Origin of the sequence: Streptomyces sp. MnatMP-M17 (assembly GCF_900091995.1) — a bacterium.
Taxonomy (GTDB): domain Bacteria; phylum Actinomycetota; class Actinomycetes; order Streptomycetales; family Streptomycetaceae; genus Streptomyces.
Genome location: NZ_FMDK01000416.1, coordinates 1 through 4,482 on the forward strand (window position 1 = coordinate 1; position 4,482 = coordinate 4,482).

At 71.7% G+C, this 4,482-nt stretch carries 3 protein-coding genes; 1 reads left to right on the forward strand and 2 read right to left on the reverse strand.

Annotated features, from left to right (window positions below; all coding sequences use genetic code 11):
* Nucleotides 1-707 (forward strand): ATP-dependent helicase C-terminal domain-containing protein (locus tag GA0115259_RS19135; RefSeq protein WP_272921148.1); only part of this gene is annotated, 707 nt, incomplete at its 5' end.
* Nucleotides 708-806: 99 nt separating this feature from the next.
* Here GA0115259_RS19135 and GA0115259_RS19140 read toward each other — a convergent pair.
* Nucleotides 807-2,492 carry a lytic transglycosylase domain-containing protein gene (locus GA0115259_RS19140; protein ID WP_093598490.1) on the reverse strand — a complete coding sequence of 562 codons (1,686 nt, stop codon included), beginning with the start codon at nt 2,490-2,492 and terminating at the stop codon, nt 807-809.
* 339 nt (nt 2,493-2,831) lie between these two features.
* A partial coding sequence (gene polA, locus GA0115259_RS19145; protein ID WP_093598493.1) for a DNA polymerase I occupies nt 2,832-4,482 on the reverse strand: 1,651 nt, incomplete at its 5' end.

Sequence of the window (4,482 nt, forward strand, 5' to 3'; positions counted from 1 at the left end):
ACGAGGTGCGCTGGGAGGACGGCGATGTGGTCGCCCGGCGGGTGGAGCGGCTCGGGGCCGTGGATCTGGCCGTACGAACGTTGAAGAGGCCCGAGCCCGGTCTCGTACGGCAGGCCCTGCTGGACGGTCTGGCCCGCCACGGGCTCGGACTGCTGCGCTGGACACGGGACGCACACGGGCTGCGCGAGCGGCTGGCCTTTCTGCACCGGGAGTTGGGCGCGCCCTGGCCGGATGTCTCGGACGCCGCGCTGCTGTCCCGTACGGAGGACTGGCTGGAGCCCGAACTGTCGCGCGCCCGCCGCCGCTCCGATCTGGAACGGATCGACGCCGGCCAAGCGCTACGGCGGCTGCTGCCCTGGGCGAGCGGTGACGCGGCACGGCTGGACGAGCTGGCTCCGGAACGTATCGAAGTGCCCAGCGGATCACGGATACGGGTCGAGTACGGCGGTCCGCAGCCCGTACTGGCGGTGAAGCTCCAGGAGTTGTTCGGCCTGCGCGAGACGCCGAGAGTCGCGGGCGTGCCGGTGCTGGTCCATCTGCTGTCACCGGCGGGCCGGCCCGCGGCGGTCACGGCGGATCTGGCGTCCTTCTGGCGGGACGGCTACCGCTCGGTGCGCGCCGAGCTCCGTGGCCGCTATCCGCGCCATCCCTGGCCGGAAGATCCCTCGGCGGCGGTGGCCACGCGCCGTACGAACAACCGGCGTTGACGCCCGGGCCTCCGCCCAGAACCCCGCCCGCAAAGCCGACCGCCCCGCACCACGCCCGCCGAGTGGGCAGTGGTGCGGGGCGGCTGTGAACTCTCGCCGTCAGGCCGCCGCGGCGACCGTCAGCGTGATGTCGAGCTTCACGCCGTTCTCGGTGACGAGCCGGAGCACGAACGTGCCCGTGGTGTCGTCCGCGTAGATCTTCGGGAGCTGGAGGACACCGTTGGCGTCCGTCGTGAGGCCCTTCAGACTCCGCAGCGGACTGCCGTCCACGTCGTCCTTGAAGTAGGGACCGGCGGCCGGTGTCGTGGGGTCGTCGGCGGAGGTGATCACGGTGGCGCTCACTCCGACACCCGGTACGGCGACACCGCCGGACGTGGCCTTGACCACGACCGTGTCGGCGAACTCCGTGCCGGGCGCGGCCGTCAGCGCCTTCTGCTCGGTGGCGAGCGTGTCCGTCTGCCGGGCCGTGACGCTCGCGGCGTACTCGACGGCCGCGACATCCGTGCCGGAGACCGTCGCCCGGACCCTGAACTCGCCGGTCTGCTCGCCCGCCTGGAGCGCCGGCGCGACGGCCGTGCCGTCCGCGCCGGTGGTGACGGTCACCACGGAGACGCCGCCGCTGAAGCGGGCGTCCGTGGTGCCGGTGATCTCGAACCGTACGGCCACGTCGGCGACGGGCTTGCCCGTCGCGTCCTCCGCCCGTACTCCGGCACGCTCGCCGAACGCGCTGCCGGCCACGGCGGTCAGCGCGCCCGCGGTCGTCTTCTCCAGGTGCTCGACGACGGGCTTCGGAGCGGGCGTGGTCGGGTCTCCGCCGCCCGGCTGGGGCGGCTTCGGGATGCTCGGGCCGGACGGCGGCGTCGAGCCGGACGGCTTCGGCGGCTTGGGCTTGGTGCTGGTGGGCGGCTTGGGGCTCGGGCTCGGGCTCGGGCCGGGCGAGGCGCCGGGACCGGCCGGGGGGCCGATGGGCAGTACGCCGGTGCCGTCCGGGACCTCGTGCGTACCGTTCCTGTAGTACTCGAACCAGGTCAGGACCGTGTTCAGATACTCCTGCGAGTGGTTGTAGCCGAGGATCGCCTGGTGCAGATCGGCGTCGACCGACAGATCGCGGTTCCCTGCGCACAGATACTGCCCGGCGGCCAGCGCGGCGTCGTAGATGTTGTTGGGGTCCTTGCGTCCGTCGCCGTTGCCGTCCTGACCCCAGGTGGCCCAGGTGGACGGGATGAACTGCATCGGGCCGACCGCGCGGTCGTGCGTGGTGTCGCCGTCGTACTGGCCGTTGTCGGTGTCACTGATATTGGCGAAGCCCACACCGTTGAGCACCGGGCCGAGGATCGGCGAGAGCGTGGTGCCCTGGGCGTCCACCCGGCCGCCGCGCGCCTGGCCCGACTCCACCTTGCCTATGGCGGCGAGCAGTTGCCAGGGCAGATTGCAGCCGGGCCTGCTCTCCGCGAGGGCCTGCTCGGCCTGCCGGTACGCGGCCAGGACCGTGGCCGGAATGCCCGCTTCCGCCGGGCCTGTGATGGCGGGCAGATCGATGGAGGTGCCCGGCTTGTCGGGCGTCGTGAGCGGCGGAAGCTCCGTGTAGTACGGGGAGTTGCCGCTGACCGGCGTACCGGGAGGCGGTGTCACATCGGCCGCCTGCGCGTTGCCGCCGGTGTCCGTGTCCGTGTCCGTGGGGATCGCGCCTGGAGCCTGCGAGGCGGAGAGGGCGGCGATCGCCGCCGCGGCCACCGCCGTCGTCATGGCTCCTTTACGCAGTCGGCGGCCGAATAGCGCTGCCATACGTCTGGTCCCTCCCGGTGGACTGCTGTTCGCGCTCCCCGCGCGTGGACTCAGGCGACACTACGTCAACTCCATGCCCCAGCACACCGGTGCGTGACCGGTATTCACCAGTTCGCCACCTCCGGGACCCCCAAGTGCCCCGGGGCCCGGTACGAAGGATCCTCCCAGGCTGCCCTCGTGGTCGGCGGGCCGGGCAACCGGCGCCGCGGCGCAACGGCCGGTGCGGCCCCGAAGCACCCGAAAGGGACACCTCGAAGCCGCACCGGATCACCGCATCGAATCACCGCACCGGTTCTTCTCCGGTCAGTGCGCCCGGGCCGGTTCGCCGGCCCTCTCCGGTCAGTGCGCCGCCGACTCCCAGTCCGTGCCGACGCCCACCGAGACATCCAGCGGCGCGCGCAGCTCGACCGCGCTCGACATCTCGCGGCGCAGCAGCTCCTCCACCCGCTCGCGCTCGCCCGCCGCGATCTCCAGCACGATTTCGTCATGCACCTGGAGAAGCATCCGCGACTCCAGGGCGGCTTCCGTCAGCGCCCGGTCGACCTTGAGCATGGCGACCTTGACGATGTCCGCCGCGGTGCCCTGGATCGGCGCGTTGAGCGCCATCCGCTCGGCCATCTCCCGGCGCTGGCGGTTGTCGCTGTTGAGGTCCGGGAGATAGCGGCGGCGGCCGAGCATCGTCTCCGTGTATCCCGTGGCCCTGGCCTCCACGACCGCGCGGTGCAGATAGTCCCGTACGCCTCCGAAGCGCTCGAAGAACGTGTCCATCAGCCCACGTGCCTCGGCCGCCTCGATATTGAGCTGCTGGGACAGGCCGAACGCCGAGAGCCCGTAGGCCAGTCCGTACGACATCGCCTTGATCTTGCGGCGCATCTCGGGATCGACGGCGGACTTCTCCACACTGAACACCTGGGAGGCGACGGTGGTGTGCAGATCCTCACCGGAGGTGAACGCCTCGATCAGCCCGGCGTCCTCGGACAGATGCGCCATGACCCGCAGCTCGATCTGGCTGTAGTCGGCCGTCATCAGCGACTCGTATCCCTCGCCGACGACAAAGCCGCGCCGGATGGCCCGGCCCTCGTCGGTGCGGACCGGGATGTTCTGGAGGTTGGGATCGGTGGAGGAGAGCCGGCCCGTCGCCGCCACCGTCTGGTTGAACGTGGTGTGGATACGGCCGTCCGCCGCGATCGCCTTGATCAGGCCCTCGACCGTGACCCGCAGCCTCGCCTGCTCACGGTGGCGCAGCATGATCACCGGCAGCTCGTGCTCGGTCTGGGCGGCGAGCCAGGCCAGCGCGTCGGCGTCCGTCGTATAACCGGTCTTGGTCTTCTTCGTCCTGGGCAGGCCCAGCTCACCGAAGAGGACTTCCTGGAGCTGCTTGGGCGAGCCGAGGTTGAACTCATGGCCGACCGCGGCGTGCGCCTCCTTCACGGCCTGCTGCACCGCGCCCGCGAACTGCTGCTCCATGGCCTCCAGATGGGCCCGGTCGGCGGCGATGCCATGCCGCTCCATCCGGGCCAGCAGCTCGGAGGTGGGCAGCTCCACCTCGTCGAGCAGCTCGGTCGCGCCGACCTCGCCGAGCCGCTCGGCGAACGCGTCGCCCAGATCGAGTACGGCGCGGGCCTGCGTCATCAGCGCATCGGCCTCGGCCTGCTCGTCGACGCCGAACGCGAGCTGTCCGTCCTCGGCGGCCGGAGCCAGTTCACGGCCCAGATACTCGATGGCGAGGGCGTCCAGCGCGAAGGAGCGGCGGCCCGGCTTGACCAGATAGGCGGCCAGGGCGGTGTCCATCGTGACGCCGTCGACCCGCCAGCCGTGCTCGGGCGCGACCCGCATCGCGCCCTTCGCGTTGTGCATCACCTTGGGCCGGTCCGCGGCGCCGAGCCAGCGCGCGAAGGCCTGCTCGTCGGCCTCGTCCAGCTCGGCCGGATCGAACCAGGCCGCGGCGCCGCCGGCCGCGGCGAGCGCGATCTCGCTGACGCTTCCGGCG